This is a genomic window from Actinotalea sp. JY-7885, assembly GCF_014525465.1.
Lineage (GTDB): Bacteria > Actinomycetota > Actinomycetes > Actinomycetales > Cellulomonadaceae > Actinotalea.
In genome coordinates, this window is sequence record NZ_JACEXH010000350.1 from 1 (window position 1) to 618 (window position 618).

Sequence of the window (618 nt, forward strand, 5' to 3'; positions counted from 1 at the left end):
GCCGCGAGGTCCGCGACGGTGACGCTCGCGCCCGTCACCGGGCCGCCTCGACGAGGTCGGCGACGCGCGCCGCGGCGTCCACCACGCCGACGGCCGACGCGGCACGGCTCATCGCGGCGAGCCGCCCGGGGTCGGTGAGGAGCGGCACCACGGCGCGGCGGACCAGCTCCGGGGACGCGTCGGCGTCCGCGACCAGCAGCCCGCCACCCGCGTCCACGACGGGGGCCGCGTTGAGGCGCTGCTCGCCGTTGCCCACCGGGAGCGGCACGTAGACGGCCGGGATCCCGAGCGCGGCGAGCTCGCCCACCGTGCCGGCGCCGGAACGGCACAGCACCAGGTCGGCGACGGCGAGGGCGAGCTCCATCTCGGCGAGGTACTCCCGGACCTGGTAGGCCGCCGCGTCCGCGGGCCCGAGCCCGCCCAGGGCCGCGCGCACGTCGTCCGCCTTGCCGCGACCGGTCAGGTGGAGCACCTGGGCACCCGCGGCGAGGAGGTCGGCGGCGGCGCCCGCCGCCGCTCGGTTGAGGCTGAGCGCGCCCAGGGAGCCGCCCGTGACGACCAGCGTGGGGCGGTCCGGGTCGAGCCCCAGCGCGGCCGCGGCGGTGGCGCGCGAGCCGG

At 80.3% G+C, this 618-nt stretch carries 1 protein-coding gene; it reads right to left on the minus strand.

Annotated elements, in window-relative coordinates; genetic code table 11:
• Nucleotides 1–34: 34 nt before the first annotated feature.
• The coding region (locus IDM29_RS16920; RefSeq protein WP_304518705.1) for a glycosyltransferase at nt 35–618 on the minus strand (584 nt) is incomplete at its 5' end.